Origin of the sequence: Listeria weihenstephanensis (assembly GCF_003534205.1) — a bacterium.
Taxonomy (GTDB): Bacteria; Bacillota; Bacilli; order Lactobacillales; family Listeriaceae; genus Listeria_A; species Listeria_A weihenstephanensis.
Genome location: NZ_CP011102.1, coordinates 2,895,817 through 2,916,097, shown reverse-complemented (window position 1 = coordinate 2,916,097; position 20,281 = coordinate 2,895,817). Strand labels below are relative to the sequence as shown.

The 20,281-nt window shown below is 44.0% G+C and carries 14 protein-coding genes, 4 tRNA genes and 4 rRNA genes; 20 read left to right on the top strand and 2 right to left on the bottom strand.

Annotation, left to right across the window (positions count from 1 at the left end; all coding sequences use genetic code 11):
• The first annotated feature begins 34 nt into the window (after positions 1-34).
• From UE46_RS14070 to UE46_RS14020, 11 genes are all read left to right on the top strand, one after another.
• Complete coding sequence (locus UE46_RS14070; protein ID WP_036061207.1) at positions 35-793, top strand: accessory Sec system protein Asp2; 759 nt, start codon at positions 35-37, stop codon at positions 791-793.
• A gap of 154 nt (positions 794-947) precedes the next feature.
• Positions 948-1,973, top strand: coding sequence for an Mrp/NBP35 family ATP-binding protein (locus UE46_RS14065; RefSeq protein WP_036061208.1), 1,026 nt, complete (start codon positions 948-950; stop codon positions 1,971-1,973).
• A gap of 284 nt (positions 1,974-2,257) precedes the next feature.
• A 16S ribosomal RNA gene (locus tag UE46_RS14060) occupies positions 2,258-3,809 on the top strand.
• 122 nt (positions 3,810-3,931) lie between these two features.
• Positions 3,932-4,005, top strand: a tRNA-Ile gene (locus UE46_RS14055).
• A gap of 58 nt (positions 4,006-4,063) precedes the next feature.
• Positions 4,064-4,139: transfer RNA gene (locus UE46_RS14050), tRNA-Ala, on the top strand.
• Positions 4,140-4,329: 190 nt separating this feature from the next.
• Positions 4,330-7,261, top strand: a 23S ribosomal RNA gene (locus tag UE46_RS14045).
• Positions 7,262-7,355: 94 nt separating this feature from the next.
• Positions 7,356-7,471, top strand: a 5S ribosomal RNA gene (rrf, locus tag UE46_RS14040).
• Positions 7,472-7,481: 10 nt separating this feature from the next.
• A tRNA-Asn gene (locus UE46_RS14035) sits at positions 7,482-7,554 on the top strand.
• Positions 7,555-7,610: 56 nt separating this feature from the next.
• Positions 7,611-7,683: transfer RNA gene (locus UE46_RS14030), tRNA-Thr, on the top strand.
• 19 nt (positions 7,684-7,702) lie between these two features.
• Positions 7,703-7,818 (top strand): 5S ribosomal RNA (gene rrf / locus UE46_RS14025).
• The 16S, 23S and 5S rRNA genes sit together here with 4 tRNA genes alongside, the layout of an rRNA operon.
• Before the next feature lie 78 nt (positions 7,819-7,896).
• Complete coding sequence (locus UE46_RS14020) at positions 7,897-8,976, top strand: winged helix DNA-binding domain-containing protein (RefSeq protein WP_159103089.1); 1,080 nt, start codon at positions 7,897-7,899, stop codon at positions 8,974-8,976.
• 40 nt (positions 8,977-9,016) lie between these two features.
• Here UE46_RS14020 and UE46_RS14015 read toward each other — a convergent pair whose 3' ends face one another.
• Complete coding sequence (locus UE46_RS14015; protein ID WP_036059860.1) at positions 9,017-9,910, bottom strand: acetamidase/formamidase family protein; 894 nt, start codon at positions 9,908-9,910, stop codon at positions 9,017-9,019.
• Between the two features lie 367 nt (positions 9,911-10,277).
• Between UE46_RS14015 and UE46_RS14010 the strand changes: the two genes are divergently transcribed.
• The 9 genes from UE46_RS14010 to UE46_RS13970 all read left to right on the top strand — a co-directional run bounded on the left by UE46_RS14010 (position 10,278) and on the right by UE46_RS13970 (position 19,052).
• On the top strand, positions 10,278-11,117 hold the full coding sequence (locus UE46_RS14010; protein ID WP_036059862.1) for an energy-coupling factor ABC transporter ATP-binding protein: 840 nt from the start codon (positions 10,278-10,280) through the stop codon (positions 11,115-11,117).
• Positions 11,093-11,965, top strand: coding sequence for an energy-coupling factor ABC transporter ATP-binding protein (locus UE46_RS14005; protein ID WP_036059863.1), 873 nt, complete (start codon positions 11,093-11,095; stop codon positions 11,963-11,965). Before UE46_RS14010 ends, UE46_RS14005 begins: the two co-directional genes overlap by 25 nt.
• A complete protein-coding gene (locus UE46_RS14000) occupies positions 11,962-12,759 on the top strand; it encodes an energy-coupling factor transporter transmembrane component T family protein (RefSeq protein ID WP_036059866.1) in 798 nt (265 codons plus the stop codon). The genes UE46_RS14005 and UE46_RS14000 overlap by 4 nt, the downstream gene beginning before the upstream one ends.
• Positions 12,760-12,774: 15 nt before the next feature.
• Complete coding sequence (gene truA, locus UE46_RS13995) at positions 12,775-13,515, top strand: tRNA pseudouridine(38-40) synthase TruA (protein ID WP_118907722.1); 741 nt, start codon at positions 12,775-12,777, stop codon at positions 13,513-13,515.
• 366 nt (positions 13,516-13,881) lie between these two features.
• Positions 13,882-14,319, top strand: coding sequence for a 50S ribosomal protein L13 (rplM, locus tag UE46_RS13990; protein ID WP_036059868.1), 438 nt, complete (start codon positions 13,882-13,884; stop codon positions 14,317-14,319).
• A gap of 21 nt (positions 14,320-14,340) precedes the next feature.
• The gene (gene rpsI / locus UE46_RS13985) at positions 14,341-14,733 is read left to right on the top strand and encodes a 30S ribosomal protein S9 (protein ID WP_036059869.1); all 393 of its coding nucleotides are present in this window, start codon (positions 14,341-14,343) and stop codon (positions 14,731-14,733) included.
• Between the two features lie 79 nt (positions 14,734-14,812).
• Positions 14,813-15,388, top strand: coding sequence for a DUF6630 family protein (locus tag UE46_RS13980; RefSeq protein ID WP_051492844.1), 576 nt, complete (start codon positions 14,813-14,815; stop codon positions 15,386-15,388).
• Between the two features lie 115 nt (positions 15,389-15,503).
• Positions 15,504-16,466 (top strand): tRNA dihydrouridine synthase, encoded by a 963-nt coding sequence (locus UE46_RS13975; protein WP_118907721.1) that lies wholly within the window; start codon positions 15,504-15,506, stop codon positions 16,464-16,466.
• Positions 16,467-16,946: 480 nt separating this feature from the next.
• Positions 16,947-19,052 (top strand): immunoglobulin-like domain-containing protein, encoded by a 2,106-nt coding sequence (locus UE46_RS13970; RefSeq protein ID WP_036059870.1) that lies wholly within the window; start codon positions 16,947-16,949, stop codon positions 19,050-19,052.
• 61 nt (positions 19,053-19,113) lie between these two features.
• Here the strand turns inward: UE46_RS13970 and UE46_RS13965 are convergent, their stop codons facing one another.
• Positions 19,114-20,127, bottom strand: a complete 1,014-nt coding sequence (locus tag UE46_RS13965) for a tagatose-bisphosphate aldolase (RefSeq protein WP_036059871.1) — start codon at positions 20,125-20,127, stop codon at positions 19,114-19,116.
• Positions 20,128-20,281: the final 154 nt, after the last annotated feature.

Sequence of the window (20,281 nt, the reverse complement as noted above, 5' to 3'; positions counted from 1 at the left end):
AACGTAAAATAACTAACTAAACGGAGTGTAACTAATGAAAAAGCTAATGGCTAAAATCTATTTTAAACTGAGAAGTCGCGTATATAAAGCACCAAATAAGCAAAAACTAAACTATATATTAGAGAAAAGTAATCGAGAGGATGCACCACTAATCGTTATTTTCAGCGCATTTCCAAGAACAGGTATGAAAGCAACGTATAATTATTTGAGAACATTAAAAGATATAGATGCCCACAAATTGTTCATTCTAGATAACTTTGGATTCGAACAAAGAGGTGCCTATTATTTAGCGGAGAAGGGAGATTTTAAGTTAAGTACGGCGGTAGAATCTATCATTAATGAGGTTCAAGGAAAGTTAAAATCTGAAAAAATGATTTTTGTGGGCACTAGTAAAGGTGGATTCGCAAGTCTTTATTTTGGTATTAAAATGAAAGCAGATGTCATTATTAGTGGGGCTCCTCAATATAAACTGGGCAATTATCTAAGTGACATTCCAGAAAAAGCACCAGTTCTGTCAGCTATCATGGGGAACGCAGACGAGGCTAGTATTGATTACCTCAATAACCTTTTACCAACACAAATTCAGTTAATGAAAGAAGATGTACCTAAAGTATATATACATTATTCAGATCAAGAGCATACCTATGAGGAGCACATAACGTTTCTGATAGAGGATTTAACCGAGGCGAAATACAAAATTTCCCTTGATATATGCCATTATAAAATTCATCAAGAAGTAAGCAAACATTTTCCTCCGTTTTTAATTCAGACGCTTACAGAAATAATAAAGTAACCAGAGGGGAAGTGAAATAAGCTATCTCATTTCGTAACAGAGAGAGCTCTATTTCCCTTTTGGGCAGATATTTAGCAAAAATAGCATAAAGCATGATATAATTAAGAAAGCGCTTATATTTTTAGCGGGACATGTTTATAGGGGGAATTTTTTTATGCTGAATGAACAACAAATCACGAAACTTTTACAACGCGTAATTGATCCAGTGCTGGAATTCTCGTTGCAAGAGACAAGTGGCATCATAGAAGTTAATGTCACGGGTAATAGCGTAGAGTTACAAATAGCGCTAGCTGATCCAGAAATACATACAGAACAATTCACAACAAATATAAGTGAACTTTTAGGTGAATTTGGATGTGAAGATATTAGTTTAGATTTAGAATATCTCCCTATTACCAAGGTAGAAAGCTTACTCGCGGCAAAAAACAATATTTTATCCACTGAAAGTAAAACACAATTTATTGCAATTGCGAGCGGTAAAGGCGGAGTAGGAAAGTCTACTATAGCAGCGAATCTTGCGGTAGCGTTGAAGCGCACTGGGAAGAAAGTCGGCTTACTAGATGCAGACATATATGGTTTTAGTTTGCCCATTTTACTTGGAACAAAGGACAGTCCAAAAACTGTAGACAACAAAATCATTCCAGTAACGACATATGGAGTACAGCTAATTTCTATGGATTCATTTGTTGAAGAAGGTGAACCGGTGATTTGGCGTGGGCCGATGCTTGGGAAAATGATTAAGATGTTCTTAGAAGAAGTAGATTGGAATGCCCCAGACTATCTAATTATCGATTTACCACCTGGTACAGGAGATATTGCACTAGATATCCATACATTATTACCGACATGCAATGAACTTATTGTCACAACGCCACATCAAGTTGCCGCGACAGTAGCAGCACGAGCTGGAATAATGGCCCAAAAAAATGAACATCATATTCTCGGTGTTGTTGAGAACTTATCCTATTTTCAAATAGAAAACGGTGAAAAGATTTATTTATTTGGAGAGGGAGGCGGAGAAAAAGTTGCGAAAGAGTTAAAAACAAACTTATTAAGTGTATTTCCTATAGAGCAGCCAAAACAGAACGATAATGGCTATCTATCAGCGATTTATGAAGCAGATACAGCACAAGGAGAACGCTTTTTAAAGCTTGCTGAAAAAATAAATGACTATTTATAAAAGAAATATGCAAAAAACTATTGACGAATGGATAAATAGTTGGTATATTTATAAACGTTGCTGATGCACATAACGCAAAAGCGAATGAGAGATTGACCTTTGAAAACTGAACAGAAACAAAGATAAAACCAATAGAGACAGCAATGTTTCTAGGTAAGAATCGCAGGGCGGAAATAGAAAGCTATTTCCAAAAGTAATACTAGTAAAGTAATTTGCTAGCGAAGTCAATTTGACGCAAGGATCTTATTCACGGTGTTGAATAAGTATTCAGATTCATCTTTAATTTTAAAGAGAGTTTGATCCTGGCTCAGGACGAACGCTGGCGGCGTGCCTAATACATGCAAGTCGAACGAACCGAAGAAAGAGCTTGCTCTTTCCGACGTTAGTGGCGGACGGGTGAGTAACACGTGGGCAACCTGCCTGTAAGTTGGGGATAACTCCGGGAAACCGGGGCTAATACCGAATGATAACAAGCGTCGCATGACGCCTGTTTGAAAGATGGTTTCGGCTATCGCTTACAGATGGGCCCGCGGTGCATTAGCTAGTTGGTAGGGTAATGGCCTACCAAGGCAACGATGCATAGCCGACCTGAGAGGGTGATCGGCCACACTGGGACTGAGACACGGCCCAGACTCCTACGGGAGGCAGCAGTAGGGAATCTTCCGCAATGGACGAAAGTCTGACGGAGCAACGCCGCGTGTGTGAAGAAGGTTTTCGGATCGTAAAGCACTGTTGTTAGAGAAGAACAAGGATAAGAGTAACTGCTTGTCCCTTGACGGTATCTAACCAGAAAGCCACGGCTAACTACGTGCCAGCAGCCGCGGTAATACGTAGGTGGCAAGCGTTGTCCGGATTTATTGGGCGTAAAGCGAGCGCAGGCGGTTTCTTAAGTCTGATGTGAAAGCCCCCGGCTCAACCGGGGAGGGTCATTGGAAACTGAGAGACTTGAATGCAGGAGAGGTAAGTGGAATTCCACGTGTAGCGGTGAAATGCGTAGATATGTGGAGGAACACCAGTGGCGAAGGCGGCTTACTGGCCTGTAATTGACGCTGAGGCTCGAAAGCGTGGGGAGCAAACAGGATTAGATACCCTGGTAGTCCACGCCGTAAACGATGAGTGCTAAGTGTTAGGGGGTTTCCGCCCCTTAGTGCTGCAGCTAACGCATTAAGCACTCCGCCTGGGGAGTACGACCGCAAGGTTGAAACTCAAAGGAATTGACGGGGGCCCGCACAAGTGGTGGAGCATGTGGTTTAATTCGAAGCAACGCGAAGAACCTTACCAGGTCTTGACATCCTTTGACCATTCTGGAGACAGAACTTTCCCTTCGGGGACAAAGTGACAGGTGGTGCATGGTTGTCGTCAGCTCGTGTCGTGAGATGTTGGGTTAAGTCCCGCAACGAGCGCAACCCTTAATTTTAGTTGCCAGCATTTAGTTGGGCACTCTAAAGTGACTGCCGGTGCAAGCCGGAGGAAGGTGGGGATGACGTCAAATCATCATGCCCCTTATGACCTGGGCTACACACGTGCTACAATGGATAATACAAAGGGTTGCCAAACCGCGAGGTCGAGCTAATCCCATAAAATTATTCTCAGTTCGGATTGTAGGCTGCAACTCGCCTACATGAAGCCGGAATCACTAGTAATCGTGGATCAGCATGCCACGGTGAATACGTTCCCGGGCCTTGTACACACCGCCCGTCACACCACGAGAGTTTGTAACACCCGAAGTCGGTAGGGTAACCTTTATGGAGCCAGCCGCCGAAGGTGGGACAGATAATTGGGGTGAAGTCGTAACAAGGTAGCCGTATCGGAAGGTGCGGCTGGATCACCTCCTTTCTAAGGAAAAGGAAACCTGCTTTTGTTTTATCTTCTGTTTTGTTCAGTTTTGAGAGATTTATCTCTTATTGTTAGTGGTAAGCACTTTTTTCTTACTAAAGAAAGAGGCGCTTTTTATTGACGGGCCTATAGCTCAGCTGGTTAGAGCGCACGCCTGATAAGCGTGAGGTCGATGGTTCGAGTCCATTTAGGCCCACTTTCTCTTCAAAAAGAAAGAGTCCACTAATAGCGCAATATATCCCTTATATTATGAAGGGGCCTTAGCTCAGCTGGGAGAGCGCCTGCTTTGCACGCAGGAGGTCAGCGGTTCGATCCCGCTAGGCTCCACCAAAGGAAAGTTGTTCTTTGAAAACTAGATAAGAAAGTTAGTAAAGTGCGGTATAAGTCTTTGACTTGTACCAACCAAGTAAGAACCGAGAATCAACTGAAAGTAACCTTTCAACTAACCGATACGGCCATCGCTGGCTCGTAGACGTTAGGAACATACCCGTGGCGAGTTCGAAAGAACAACGACCCACATGGTTAAGTTAGAAAGGGCGCACGGTGGATGCCTTGGCACTAGGAGCCGAAGAAGGACGGGACTAACACCGATATGCTTTGGGGAGCTGTACGTAAGCGTTGATCCAGAGATTTCCGAATGGGGGAACCCACTATCTTTAGTCGGATAGTATCCTTACGTGAATACATAGCGTAAGGAAGGCAGACCCAGGGAACTGAAACATCTAAGTACCTGGAGGAAGAGAAAGAAAAATCGATTTCCTGAGTAGCGGCGAGCGAAACGGAAAGAGCCCAAACCAAGAAGCTTGCTTCTTGGGGTTGTAGGACACTCTATACGGAGTTACAAAAGAAAGTGGTAAACGAAGTGGTCTGGAAAGGCCCGCCAAAGAAGGTAACAGCCCTGTAATTGAAATCATTTTCCCTCCAGAGTGGATCCTGAGTACGGCGGAACACGTGAAATTCCGTCGGAATCCGGGAGGACCATCTCCCAAGGCTAAATACTCCCTAGTGACCGATAGTGAACCAGTACCGTGAGGGAAAGGTGAAAAGCACCCCGGAAGGGGAGTGAAACAGTTCCTGAAACCGTGTGCCTACAAGTAGTTAGAGCCCGTTAATGGGTGATAGCGTGCCTTTTGTAGAATGAACCGGCGAGTTACGATTTGTTGCAAGGTTAAGCGGAAAAAGCGGAGCCGTAGCGAAAGCGAGTCTGAATAGGGCGCATGAGTAACAGGTCGTAGACCCGAAACCAGGTGATCTACCCATGTCCAGGATGAAGGTGAGGTAATACTCACTGGAGGTCCGAACCCACGCACGTTGAAAAGTGCGGGGATGAGGTGTGGGTAGCGGAGAAATTCCAATCGAACCTGGAGATAGCTGGTTCTCTCCGAAATAGCTTTAGGGCTAGCCTCGAGGTAAAGAGTCGTGGAGGTAGAGCACTGTTTGGACTAGGGGCCCTTCTCGGGTTACCGAATTCAGATAAACTCCGAATGCCATGTACTTATACTCGGGAGTCAGACTGCGAGTGATAAGATCCGTAGTCGAAAGGGAAACAGCCCAGACCACCAGTTAAGGTCCCAAAATATATGTTAAGTGGAAAAGGATGTGGGGTTGCATAGACAACCAGGATGTTGGCTTAGAAGCAGCCACCATTGAAAGAGTGCGTAATAGCTCACTGGTCGAGTGACCCCGCGCCGAAAATGTACCGGGGCTAAACATATTACCGAAACTGTGGATGAACATCTTTGGATGTTCGTGGTAGGAGAGCGTTCTAAGGGCGGTGAAGTCAGACCGGAAGGACTGGTGGAGCGCTTAGAAGTGAGAATGCCGGTATGAGTAGCGAAAGACGGGTGAGAATCCCGTCCACCGAATATCTAAGGTTTCCTGAGGAAGGCTCGTCCGCTCAGGGTTAGTCGGGACCTAAGCTGAGGCCGATAGGCGTAGGCGATGGACAACAGGTAGATATTCCTGTACCAGTGCTGTTTGTTTGAGCAATGGGGTGACACAGAAGGATAGGGAATCGCACGGATGGAAATGTGCGTCCAAGCAGTGAGTGTGAGAAGTAGGCAAATCCGCTTCTCGCGAAGCATGAGCTGTGATGGGGAAGGAAATTAAGTACGGAAGTTCCTGATTTCACGCTGTCAAGAAAAGCCTCTAGTTAGAATAGTACTGCCCGTACCGCAAACCGACACAGGTAGATGAGGAGAGAATCCTAAGGTGAGCGAGAGAACTCTCGTTAAGGAACTCGGCAAAATGACCCCGTAACTTCGGGAGAAGGGGTGCTCTATTAGGGTGAAAGCCCGAGAGAGCCGCAGTGAATAGGCCCAGGCGACTGTTTAGCAAAAACACAGGTCTCTGCAAAACCGTAAGGTGACGTATAGGGGCTGACGCCTGCCCGGTGCTGGAAGGTTAAGAGGAGTGCTTAGCGCAAGCGAAGGTACGAATTGAAGCCCCAGTAAACGGCGGCCGTAACTATAACGGTCCTAAGGTAGCGAAATTCCTTGTCGGGTAAGTTCCGACCCGCACGAAAGGCGCAACGATCTGGGCACTGTCTCAACGAGAGACTCGGTGAAATTATAGTACCTGTGAAGATGCAGGTTACCCGCGACAGGACGGAAAGACCCCGTGGAGCTTTACTGCAACCTGATATGGAATGTTTGTACCGCTTGTACAGGATAGGTAGGAGCCGAAGAGACGTGAGCGCTAGCTTACGAGGAGGCAATGGTGGGATACTACCCTGGCTGTATGACCATTCTAACCCACCACGCTTAGCGCGTGGGGAGACAGTGTCAGGTGGGCAGTTTGACTGGGGCGGTCGCCTCCTAAAGAGTAACGGAGGCGCCCAAAGGTTCCCTCAGAATGGATGGAAATCATTCGCAGAGTGTAAAGGCACAAGGGAGCTTGACTGCGAGACTGACAAGTCGAGCAGGGACGAAAGTCGGGCTTAGTGATCCGGTGGTTCCGCATGGAAGGGCCATCGCTCAACGGATAAAAGCTACCCCGGGGATAACAGGCTTATCTCCCCCAAGAGTCCACATCGACGGGGAGGTTTGGCACCTCGATGTCGGCTCGTCGCATCCTGGGGCTGTAGTCGGTCCCAAGGGTTGGGCTGTTCGCCCATTAAAGCGGCACGCGAGCTGGGTTCAGAACGTCGTGAGACAGTTCGGTCCCTATCCGTCGCGGGCGCAGGAAATTTGAGAGGAGCTGTCCTTAGTACGAGAGGACCGGGATGGACACACCGCTGGTGTACCAGTTGTTCCGCCAGGAGCATCGCTGGGTAGCTATGTGTGGCAGGGATAAACGCTGAAAGCATCTAAGCGTGAAGCCCCCCTCAAGATGAGATTTCCCATTTCTTCGGAAAGTAAGATCCCTGAAAGAAGATCAGGTAGATAGGTTTGGAGTGGAAGTATGGCGACATATGGAGCGGACAAATACTAATCGATCGAGGACTTAACCAAACGTAATATGGAGGCTCGGACTCCGAACGGTCATGCACAGACCGACTTTCTTATCTAGTTTTGAGAGAACAGAATTCTTTCTATCAAAACATTGTCTGGTGGTTACGGCGAAGAGGTCACACCCGTTCCCATCCCGAACACGGAAGTTAAGCTTTTCAGCGCCGATGGTAGTAGGGGGCTTCCCCCTGTGAGAGTAGGTCGTCGCCGGGCAATGTATTATTCCACAGTAGCTCAGTTGGTAGAGCAATCGGCTGTTAACCGATCGGTCGCAAGTTCGAGTCTTGCCTGTGGAGCCTTATTTTTGTTTAACTAGAGTTTTGAGGTGTGTTAGAAGTATCTCGATATTAGCGCTTCCATAGCTCAGTAGGTAGAGCACTTCCATGGTAAGGAAGAGGTCACCAGTTCGAATCTGGTTGGAAGCTTTATATGATATAAATAATGTCTGGTGGTTACTGCGAGAAGGTCACACCCGTTCCCATCCCGAACACGGAAGTTAAGTTTCTCAGCGTCGATGGTAGTAGGGGGCTTCCCCCTGTGAGAGTAGATCGTTGCCAGGCAAATGATGTATGATAGTCTATGAAATCGTAATTGATTTGTAGGCTATTTTTTATGTTCAGAAATGGAGGATGGTTGGTTTGGATTTAGATCAGGTGAGGAATATACGGATTGTTAACTCGGGGTTAGGTAGTTCTTTCGAATCGGTGGTAGGTTGTACGGAAAAGTTGATTGGGATTCAAGCGCAGTATCAGCAGTTTGGTGAAATCAGTTTATTTCATCGGGTGGATGGGCTGACAAGGGATATATTGGACCAGGTATATGCTCGGAATGAAATTATTAAGCTTTGGGGGCAAAGGACTACGGTGCATTTGTATGTGCCAGAGGATTGGAAAAACTTGCACGAGATTTATTCGCCTAGAAGAACGTGGGTGAGGAAGCATTGTGAGGATTTAGGTGTCGATTTGGACGATTTGTTGATGAGAATCGACAGGCTTGGAAGAGCGGAACGGTTTATAGCGAAAGAAGAACTGGCTCAGTTGATGGGAGATCAAGCTAAAAAATTAATGACCTGGGGTGGTGTGTTGATTGAAGCTTCTTTGCTTGGTCAGATTTATGCTGTGCCACAGAGGCCGAGTACGCGATTTTATGCACATCGGAAATGGGTGGATGGCATATCGCAGGATTCATGGCGGGATAATGTGGATGAATATGCAATGGATAGGTTTTTATCTCGGTATTTAGCTTCCTATGGTCCAGCTACTTTGGCGGATTTTAAGCATTGGAGTGGGTTGCCGAATTATGTATTTTTGAAGGCTTTTCGGAGGATTGAGGATGGATTAGCGCGTTTTGATATTGATGGGAAGGTTTATTATTATCCTCAGGGTGAATTGGATTTAAGTAAGCAGGAAGTGATTCCACAGGTGAAATTGCTTGGGAAATTTGATCCGCTTTTTGTTAGTTTTGCTGATAAGGGGTGGCTTGCGGATGCGAAATATGAGAAGGAGATTTGGCGGACTGCGGGGCATGTTGAGGCTGTATTGCTGATTGATGGGAAAATTCGGGGGACGTGGAGATATATAATTAAAGGGGAGACGATTCGCTTTACTTGTTATGCTTTCGGGCGAATTTCTGCGAGCGATAAGAGGCGTGTTACTGTTGAGGCAGAAAGGTTGTCGATGTTTCTTGAAAAGCGGTTGCAGGGATTTGAGTATGAATAAAAACACAATCGGATTGTTTTGCACCGATTGTGTCATATTCTTATAGAAATGGGTTTTCAGACCAGTATTGGAGTGGTAGTTCCATGCGTACGGTCTTGTTTGGATCAACAACTTGGCAGATTCGAAGGTCACCTGCGAGTGAAAGTAACATGATCGCTTCTACTTGTGTTGCCTTTGTTGCGTCTGTCAAAAGTTGAACCATGTTCTTTGTTGCGATTATGCTGGCCTCGTCAAGTGTTGGTGCGGATGCGATGGTGATGATTTTTTCATCATTGATTAGACTCGGTGTCGGCCAGTTTTTATTTTTAACTACTTGGAGGCGCATCGTGATTTGGCTGGCAATTTCGGCGCCGGAAACAGATACTTCTCCGTCCGCCATTGCAGCGTGGACGTCACCAAGCGCGAGTAGAGCGCCAGGGACGTTAACGGGAAGGAATAGTGTTACGCCTTCTGTGATCTCTTTGCAGTCCATATTGCCACCGTGCGCGTCTGGTATGCCACATGAGATAGGTTCTCCAGCGGGTGCTGTGCCGATAACACCTATCATTTTGTTGATCGGAACGTTTATTTCTTTTGAAAAAATAAGTTGGTCATTTACAATTGGAAACTGGCGGATAGTGTTTTCTGTTAGGTCATCACCAAGGACTCCTAAATTTGGGCCCGTTAACATTGTCGTGTTTCCTATTAATTGAATCTTCTCTATAGTTACAGCCAGTATGTCTCCAGGTTCGGCGTCCTTGATGAAAATCGGACCGGTTGCTGGATTCACTTTGTTCCAATCAAGTTGATGGAAAGGCTGATGTTCGGATATAATTTGGTTTTCAAAGCAGTCGTATGTTTCTAAGGTTACTACTGAACCATTATCAACTGTCATACTGGGCTCGGCGTTCTTATCCATTGCATAAATAACATGGTGTTTCGTCATGGGATGCATCAAAATTTCTCCTTTCTTTTAGAGTGTTGTACATGAAGTAACAATGAATAATAAAATTTATTTGATTACTTTGATAAAAGTATAGCATCTCTCTAAAACGAAGTACATGGATATATTGTGAACAGTTTGAGACGAATTGTTTGTTTTTATTGGGTTAGATTGCTTAAAGGGTTAGATATATTTTAAAGATGGGGATTGATGACGGTTTACGAGTATTTTTATCCCAATCTTAAATAGTCTAAAACGTGAAAAATACTTTTATTTTGTTTGTGTGATTGTACGGATAGAAAAAGCTTTCTTTGCGCGGGGTGTTTTTTTATACTATAATAGGCAGGGTATAGGATCGTGTGAGAGTGAGGTGTGCGTGATGTCGGATGATTTTGTGAAATTGGATCACGTTAGTTATAAATATGAGGATGAAGATAATTTTGCGGTGAAGGATGTTTCTTTTACGGTGAAAAGGGGCGAGTGGTTGGCGCTGGTTGGGCATAATGGGTCTGGAAAGTCGACGATTGCAAAGCTCTTGAACGGCTTGCTGTTCCCGACGGAGGGTATGGTCAAAATTGGACACTTCAAATTGGGTGAAAAAACGATTTGGGATATTCGGAAGCAAGTTGGGATGGTATTTCAAAATCCGGATAATCAGTTTGTTGGAGCAACGGTGCAGGATGACGTGGCATTTGGACTTGAGAACCATGGTGTACCGCATGAATTGATGGTGAAACGCGTGGAGAGTGCGCTGGATGAGGTCGGAATGCAAGGTTACGCGTTACATGAGCCATCTCGTCTTTCGGGTGGTCAGAAGCAGCGTGTGGCGATTGCGGGGGTTCTTGCTTTGCAGCCAGACGTGATTATTTTGGATGAGGCGACGTCGATGCTTGATCCGCGTGGTCGTGCCGAGGTGATGGAAACGATTCGGGTGATGCGGGAACGCGAGGCGATTACGGTGATTTCGATTACGCATGATTTGGATGAGGTTGTGATGGCGGACCGGGTTATCGTGATGAATAAAGGGGAACGTCACCTTGAGGGAACGCCGAAAGAAGTTTTTGCGCAGGCAGATGAAATGCGCCGAATCGGGCTTGGTGTACCTTTTATCACATCGTTGCAGGAAAAATTAGAGCAGTCAGGGATTGCGCTATCGGATCGAAGCTTGATGGAAGGGGCGTTAATGGATCAATTATGGAAATTACATTCGAACAAGTAGGTTATTGTTATCAGAAAAATTCTCCTTTTGAGACGCGGGCGCTTCAGGATGTCAACGTGACGATTGAATCTGGGAGTTATACGGCGATTATTGGGCATACGGGCTCTGGGAAATCGACGTTATTGCAGCATTTGAATGCATTGTTATTGCCGACAGAGGGCACGGTGACGCTTGGTGATCGGGTTATTAAGGCTGGCGAGAAGCAAAAAGGGTTGCGTGATTTGCGGGAGCGTGTGGGGATTGTTTTTCAGTTTCCGGAGGCGCAGTTATTTGAGGAGACGGTGGAAAAGGATATTTGTTTTGGGCCGCTAAATTTCGGTGTGTCGGAAGAGGATGCGAAGGCGCGGGCGCGGAAGGTGATTGTTGAGGTCGGGTTGACGGAGGAAATTTTGACGCGTTCGCCGTTTGAACTTTCTGGTGGTCAGATGCGACGTGTGGCGATTGCTGGTGTTTTGGCGATGGATCCGCGGGTTTTGGTGCTTGATGAACCGACAGCGGGGCTTGATCCGAACGGGCGTAAGGAGATTATGGAGATGTTCGCGATGCTGCACAGAACGAAAGGGCTGACGACGGTTCTTGTGACGCATAGTATGGAAGATGCGGCGACTTATGCGGAAAAAGTGATTTTGATGAAAGGTGGAACGGTGGAACGAGTGGCGACACCTCGGGAAATTTTTAGTCAGCCGGATGCGTTGACGGATTTAGGGCTCTCGGTTCCAGATGTGGTGCATTTTCAGCGGAATTTTGAGCAACGATTTGCGGTGAAGCTTGAGAAAACGTGTTTGACGATTGATGAATTGGTGGGAGAAATGGTGCCGTACCTTGGGAAGGGCGTGGCGAGCCAATGATGGAGAAGATGATTCTCGGTCGGTTTATCCCCGGTGAATCGTGGCTGCATCGCCTAGACCCTCGTGCAAAAATTACAGCCGTGATGTATTTTATTATCATCGTGTTTCTCGCGAATAATTGGCTTACATATGCGTTATTATTTGTGTTTGTACTGAGTTTGCTATTTGCATCACGTGTGCCGTTTATGTTCTTTATAAAAGGGCTGCAACCGGTGTTTTGGCTGATTATTTTGACGTTGTTGTTGCAGGTGTTTTTTACGCAAGGTGGAACGACGTATTTTGAGTGGGGACCGATTCACGTGACGAGTCTCGGATTGATGAACGGGGCGATGATTTTTGCGCGGTTTGTGTTGATTATATTTATGACGACGTTGCTCACGCTTACGACGAGTCCTATTGAGCTGACAGACGGGATTGAGAGTATGTTGGCGTTGCTACGATTCGTGCGTTTTCCAGTGCATGAGTTGGCGCTGATGTTGAGTATTGCGCTTCGGTTTATTCCGACGCTAATGGATGAGACCGAGAAAATTATGAAGGCGCAAAAGGCCCGCGGTGTGGAGTTTTCAAGTGGTCCAATCAAAGACCGGATGAAGGCGATTGTGCCGTTGCTCGTGCCGCTTTTTATCAGTGCTTTTAAACGGGCGGAGGATTTGGCGATAGCGATGGAAGCGCGTGGTTATCGTGGTGGTAAGGGCAGGACGAAATTTAGACTGCTTGCGTGGCGGTTTTCGGATACATTTTTGCTAGTAATGATGTTGGTTGTAACGGCATTGTTGGTTTGGCTGCGATCATAAGATGAGGTGTAACAAATGAAGCGATTTAAGGCAGTAATTCAATATGATGGGACTAATTTTGTCGGTTATCAGATTCAGCCGAATGGGCGAACGGTGCAGGAGGAAATTGAAAAAGCGCTATTGCGGATGCATAAAGGTGACGTGGTGAAGATTGTTGGCTCGGGACGAACGGATACGGGGGTTCATGCGAAAGGACAGGTGATTCATTTCGACTCACCACTTGCGATTCCGCCGGCAAAATATCGGAAGGCGTTGCAGACTTTCACGCCATATGATATTAGTATTGTCTCTGTTGAGGAAGTGGACGCTGATTTTCACGCGCGGTTTGGGACGATTGGAAAAGAATATCGCTATTTTGTCCAGCGCTCGGAGTTTTTTGACCCGTTTGCGAGGCATTTTACGCTACATTTTCCTTATAAATTAGATATTTCGCGGATGCGTGAGGCGGCGGATGTTTTGACTGGTGAGCATGATTTTACGAGTTTTTGTGCCGCTGGATCTGGCCGTGAGGATAAAGTTCGGACGATTTATGCGATTGAGATTACCGAAGAGGAAGATACGCTGGTTTTTTCTTTTAAAGGAAACGGCTTTTTGTATAATATGGTGCGGATTTTGGTTGGGACGTTGCTTGATGTCGGGAATGATCGGTTGACGGTGGCGCAGGTCAAAGCGAATTTGGAAGCGCGAGATCGGACGCAAGGTGCGAAAACAGCGCCGCCACAAGGATTATACTTATGGGAAGTCTACTATAAGTAAAATCAGCGCGCCGACAAACACTCATCTACGTCGTTAAAGACTCCGTTCCAGTGCTCATGTACAAATCGTACATTCCGCGCTGGTACTCGCCTTTGCCTAGTATCTGAGCATTTGTCGGCGCGCTGATAAGTTTTGCGGAAAACAGACGGCTTTAAAGTAGTTTGAAATTTTTTCTTCAATCGCATTGACTTTTGACGATAAAGGCTGTATTATTGACTATGGTATTGTTTGCCCCACAATAAGCCCCGGAAGGTTGTTGTGTTGAACAAAACAATGGAAATTTTAACAAATGAAATCGAAAAGCAGATCGTGGGCTATGGAACAGTTTACTGATCGCATTTTTCTTAAAATCTAGGAGGGAAAATTATGCGTACGACTTATATGGCGAAAACAGGCGAAGTAGAACGTAAATGGTATGTTGTTGATGCTACAGGTATTCCGCTTGGCCGTTTATCTAGTGAAGTAGCTTCAATCTTACGTGGTAAAATTAAACCACAATTTACTCCTCATGTTGATACAGGGGACTTCGTAATTATTATTAATGCAGGTAAAATTGCTCTAACAGGTAAGAAAGCAACTGACAAAATTTACTACCGTCACTCTCAATATCCAGGCGGTTTGAAATCACGTACAGCGGGTGACCTACGTACGAATAATCCAGAGAGATTGCTAGAACTTTCTATCAAAGGAATGCTTCCAAAGAACTCTCTAGGACGTCAAATTTTCAAGAAATTACACGTTTATGGTGGCGCTGAGCACGAACATGCAGCACAAAAACCAGAAGTGTATCAATTACGCGGATAATTAGAAGAGGAGGGAAATATAGTGGCTCAAGTACAATATTATGGAACAGGTCGTCGTAAAAGCTCAGTAGCTCGTGTACGTTTAGTACCAGGCGATGGCAAAGTAATTATTAACGGTAGAGATTGGGAAGATTACATTCCATTCGCGGCTCTTCGCGAAGTTATTAAACAACCATTAGTTGCAACTGAAACTCTAGGAAACTATGATGTTTTAGTAAACGTAAACGGTGGTGGTTATACTGGTCAAGCTGGAGCAATCCGTCACGGTATTTCACGTGCATTGCTACAAGTTGCACCAGATTACCGTTCTCCATTAAAACGTGCAGGTCTGTTAACTCGTGACCCACGTATGAAAGAACGTAAAAAACCAGGTCTTAAAGGCGCGCGTCGTGCACCTCAGTTCTCAAAACGTTAAGACAAATTTTTCAAGGCTCTCATCTTTTGGATGGGGGTCTTTTTCTAGTTATATTTTGAATTTGGATGGGGGGATAACTATGGGGATATTTGATTTTTTCCAGAAGAAAACAGTAGGTGCGAGTGATGCGGATGCAGTTGACTATAGTAAGCTGATAGAAATTGCAAGGATTTTAAGTAATGACAACAAGGGGTTAGTTGATGATGCTACTTTAATGGCGAATGATTATGAAAAATTTCAGCAAACGTATGAAAAATGGTGTTTGGAAATGTGGGAAGATTCATTAGATAATCACAATGCGCGATTGTTAACTGCTGCTTACTGGTTTGTTGGCTATGAAACGTCGCATCAATTTGGAGCATATATCGATTGGAAAGAGGAGACTGAAGATATTTTGTGGCAACTTAAAAGTGCGATTGATAGCTTGGGTTATTCACTTAATCTTGATAAAATTGTTTTTACGGGAGAAGAAGCTACTGATGAGGCGCTGGATAAGATAAATGCGTATTTTTTGATGGAAGGCTACACGTTGGTAACGCTTGATACGGATAGTGATTGTTATCATCTTTTTATTATACCTAATGAGAAATTGGATAGGTTGATTTGTTTGGGGCAGTCGATTGGTTTTACATTTTTCTATGATTATAAGGAATGAGTTTTGCGTGAAATGAGAAATTGATGATTGATGCTATTGATTTTTTCTAGTATTATTAGTAGAATGACCATGTTTTTATGAAAGTAACAGAGTTTAGTGAAATGGAGATTGAATCATGACGACTAATTTTTGGGCAGAGTTGCCGAAGCCTTTTTTTGTATTAGCACCGATGGAAGATGTGACGGATGTTGTTTTTCGGCATGTTGTGAAAGAGGCTGGCGCGCCGGATGTTTTTTTTACTGAGTTTACGAATTCGGATAGTTATTGTCATCCAGATGGTATTGAGAGTGTGCGCGGGCGGTTGGTTTTCACGGAGGATGAGCAGCCGATTGTGGCGCATATTTGGGGGGATAAGCCTGAATTTTTCCGTGAGATGAGTATTGGTATGGCGGAGATGGGATTTAAAGGGATAGACATTAATATGGGCTGTCCGGTTCCAAATGTGGCGAGACGTGGAAAAGGGAGTGGGTTGATTTTGCGGCCGGAAGTGGCGGCGGAATTGATTGACGCGGCGAAGGCTGGGGGAATACCAGTTAGTGTGAAAACGCGTATTGGCTATGCGGAATTGGAGGAGCTGGAAGGCTGGATTACGCATTTACTGAAGCAAGATATCGCGAATTTATCTGTCCATTTGCGGACACGGGAAGAGATGAGTAAGGCTGATGCGCATTGGGAGCTGATTCCTCAGATTATGGCGATTCGTGATCGTGTTGCACCTAAAACGCTTATTACGATAAATGGTGATATTCCAGATCGTGAAAAAGGTTTGGAACTTGCCGAAAAATATGGTGTGGATGGTATTATGATCGGTCGAGGAATTTTTAAGAATCCGTTTGCGTTTGAAAAAGAGAAGAAAGAGCATACGGCGGAGGAATTGCTGGCTTTACTGGAGTTGCAGTTGGATTTACAGGATGAGTTTGCTGAACTGGTTCCGCGCTCGATTGTTGGATTGCACCGCTTCTTTAAAATATATGTAAAAGGATTTCCTGGTGCGAATGATCTGCGAATTAGCTTAATGGAGACGAAATCAACGGAAGCGGTACGAAAGGTTCTGTCTGACTTTCGGAAAAATAAGTAAATAACTTGTAAGGCTCAGTGTACTAGCTATTGATTCAAGTTATAAAGAACTTGGAAATGTTATTCTTCAACTTTATGGCATACAGGGTGATGCAAAAAACTACGTGACGAAAATCTGGAAATGGATTTTCGTCACGTAGTTTTTTTGTTTTATATAGAACTGGATGAGCAATACTTCTCAGATTATTATGCGGAGTTAAAGATAGTGTATATATGTCATAAAATAGTCACAATATATATCTTTATACAGGAAATATTGTATTTTTAAATCTTATCTGGATGTTATAATTCACGAGTGATACATATAATAAAGCGATTTAGTTTAAAATAGCAGCAAGATTACATAACAATTTTTAGCGGGATAGTGAATAATATAGAAAGAGAGGGGACTAGCCCGAAAATGAAGTATCCTGCTAGGAGCATGGCTTTTTTGAGACTGTATCATATGAATAAGAACTACAAAAATGGAGGGATTTATTAGATGAACAAGAACATTAAAAAAGTAGCTACAGTTATTCTAGCAACAAACGTATTAGCAAGTACGGTGATTAGTACATTACCTATTGGGACACATGCAGCGGAAACGGATTTGACTGCAGCAGAGAAGGCTAGACTATCTATTAAAGATGTTTCTGCATCAAATGACGGAGAGTTGACTATTATACTTGATAAGGCGGTTGCTTCGGGATACAGAATTGACATCCTATCTATGTCGATGGGAGGAGCTTTTTATGCTGTTGGGGGTATTAATTATGCAGTCCCTGATAGTATGTTTACCTATACAACAGATGAAAATGGAGATATTGTAGCAAAAACGAAGCTCCATAACGCTAAAGGGGAGACGGTAACGTTTACAATCTATACCTATAATTTAGGAAGTCTAGTATCATTTAACTTCCATGTCCCTACTGATGCAGAGAGTGTTGCGCAAAAAGCAGTAAATAATCTTTTCAACGATGGGGATAAGGCGCTAGGTATCAAGGCGGGAGTGACGCAAGCGGATATTGATGCAGCACAAGTTTTGATAAATAATAATGTAGCATATGCTGATCTAAAGAAGGAGTTACAAGCAGATTTGGATGCAGCGCAAAAAGCACTGACTGATCGGGAGAAGGAAGCGGCACTGAAATTGGCAGAAGCTACAAGTGCTGTAAACAATCTATTCGCAGATGCTCCTACAAACAGTAAATTAAAAGAGGACACAACACAGGCGATGATTGATGAGGCGGACGCGAAAGTGAACGCATTACCAGCAAGTACAACGAAAACAGATTTGCAAATGGATGTATCAAGAGCAAGCGAAGAGTTTAGCAAAATAGTGACGACAACAATTGATGCTTTGACAAGCGAGTCTACAAGCGTTTTTGGAACAGGTGAGCCAAATGCGGATGTTGTCATTAAAAATGGTGTAGCAGTCATAGCAACAGGAAAAGTAAATAGCAATGGGAGTTATTCGATTAGCATACCTAAACAAGCTGGTGGCGTGACAATTACAGCGAGCGTTACAAAATTAGCGAATGGCAAAACTTCTGTGGCAAGTACCGTAGTCAAAGATGAAAATATCGCAACAACTACCATTGTAGCAATGACAAGCGATTCTACAAGCATTTCTGGAACAGGTGAGCCAAATGCAACTGTAGTTATTAAAAATGGCGAAAAAACAATAACAACAGGCAAAGTAGCGAGTGACGGGACTTATTTCTTTAATGTTGAAAAGCAAGCTGGTGGTTCGGTGATTTCAGCAACTGTAACGAAAGAGTCCAATGGCAAGACCTCGCAGGCATCTACTACAATTCCAGTAGCAAAAGATTACAGTTTGACAGCTAATGTATATACTGTAGGCGACGCTCAACTAACTGGTAAATATGGCAAAGATGTTCCTAAAGTCCGCTTGTGGGTGAATGGTCTAGCTGTGATGCAAGCAACATTAAACGCGGATGGCACATATACTTTTGCAAATGCATCTAGCTTTATTAAATCGGCTTCGGATAAGGTAGAAATCGTAGGCGTGGATAATGCTTACAAAGAGTTAGGTCGTATTACTGTGACAATGCAAGGTGCGATAGTTATCGATAAAGCATTGACAGTCGTACCCTACGCAAAAGATGATGCAACATTGACAGGGACATACGGGAAAGATGTTAGCAAAGTCCGTTTATGGGTGAATGGTGTCGTTGTAGCACAAGCATCAACAAGCAATGGAAATTATACGTTTGCGAATGCTGCAAGTTTCATCAAAAATAAAACAGATGTTGTAGAAGTAGTAGCCGTAGATGCACAGTACAAAGAATTAAATCGTATTGCTGTCGTACGTACTGGTTTTGATGGAGTGGCGGTTACTGCGCCAACGAACTTTAAATTGGGTACCGATATCGAGATTGCCGGAACTTGTAGATCCGATGTAGATAAAGTTCGTCTATGGGTGAATGGCAAAGTCGCGAAACAAGCTATTGCAAATGCGGATGGTACGTATAACTTAACGTATGCGAATGGTTTTATTAAAGCAACAACGGATTTAGTGGAAGTAGTAGCCGTTGATGCACAATACAAAGAATTAGGTCGTGTTACGGTTAACGTTATTAACTAAATGGCACATAAAAACAGCGTGTATTGATTTTAATCAATACACGCTGTTTTTAGAGTAAGTCTTATTTTTCAACGACATGTACATCTTCAAATGAACCATATTTAGACCACCATGGAGATGCTCCAGCGTTTAGCAAGCCGTCAAGCGATGTGATATTTTCCTTACCTTGCGTACGTAACCATTCGCGCAATGCATCGTCGCCTTGTTTGCCGTAGACTTCAATACCATCTTTCCAAGTTGCCCGGCCACAAAGCACGCCGCTGTATTGCACTTTATGTTCATTCGCAAAGGCAATCGTTTTATGGAAAAGTTCCGCCGTCACGCCAGCACTTAAATAAATGAATGGTAGTGGGCTTAAATCGGAACATTCTTCAAAATGGCGTCCAGCTTCTTCTTTCGTATAAACGGTTTCGCCATCCGTGAAGCCTTCTACATATTTGAAGTTCACTGGAACCTCGAGTTTAAGTACATCCACACCATAACGCGGTTTGGAGAATTCTTTGATCGATGCTTTGACTTTCGCAGGTTTCAGTTTCGCATATTCGGCGCTTGCTGAATCCGTTACTTTTGCATCATACGTAATAGGTTCTAAGAAAAACGGGATATCGACTTCTTTACATTCAGCGCCGATTCTTTCTAGGAACGCGTATTTAATTTCGTTGATTTCAGCAGGCTCATCTGGATCATAATATACTAAAATTTTAACTGCATCGCCGCCGCTTTCTTTAATACGTAGCGCGGATAAGTCAGGTATTAAATCTGGAAGTTTACCAGGAGTTGTTGCGTCATAGCCAGTTTTTTCATAAGAGGTTAGGAGGCCACAATTCTCATTACGAGCTTTAATCGCGGGTGTACCATATTGAAGATCTAGTAGGATTGCTGATGCGTATGGTGTTAATTCTTCGGAAACGAGTTGTTTGAAATCCTCAACATCTTTATCGCTCTCGGAACCTTTTGCTTCTTGGATCATTTTTTTCAATGAACCGCGTTGGTCGATCGCAAGTGCTGCGATAATTCCTTTATCGTTGGAAAGTCGTTGTAAACCATCAAATTTACCTTTTGTAATTTGTACCATAACTCTAATCTCCTTCTTTCTCTTATTTCTAAATCACACATACTTAGGTACAATACCCTGATAAAATGGGGCGTAAACCTAGATTGAACTGGTTAAGATCTCCTTGCAATTCTATTTTAACACCAAAATAGTTATATACAAAATTATTCGAAGA